Source organism: Phaeodactylibacter luteus (genome assembly GCF_007993045.1).
Taxonomy (GTDB): Bacteria; Bacteroidota; Bacteroidia; order Chitinophagales; family Saprospiraceae; genus Phaeodactylibacter; species Phaeodactylibacter luteus.
Genome location: NZ_VOOR01000253.1, coordinates 1 through 301 on the forward strand (window position 1 = coordinate 1; position 301 = coordinate 301).

The 301-nt window shown below is 42.5% G+C and carries 1 protein-coding gene; it reads left to right on the forward strand.

Annotation, left to right across the window (positions count from 1 at the left end):
- A partial coding sequence (locus FRY97_RS22785) for a hypothetical protein (RefSeq protein WP_170254908.1) occupies positions 1-237 on the forward strand: 237 nt, incomplete at its 5' end.
- Between the last annotated feature and the right edge of the window lie 64 nt (positions 238-301).

Here is a 301-nt window from a genome sequence, read left to right on the forward strand (position 1 = left end):
GAGCACTACGATGAGCGGATAGAAAAATGGTTTGAAGACTCGCCTAGTGCCGTATACACTGACTTGTCTATGAACCCTTCAATGCGCGGATGGGGAGCTTACAATACTCATCGAGGGTACAATCAGCTTGATAACACGCTGGTTTTCCGTGGTGAGGTTTTATACCTCGATGAGGTGATGAAAGCAATCAATGAGTTGTTAGACAAGTGCAAGCCGTATTCTTTCCATGGGAGGTAGTTGCGACTTATGGTGAAAGTTATTTTATTCATCGCCTTTCAATCTGACTTTAAGTAAATCTTTA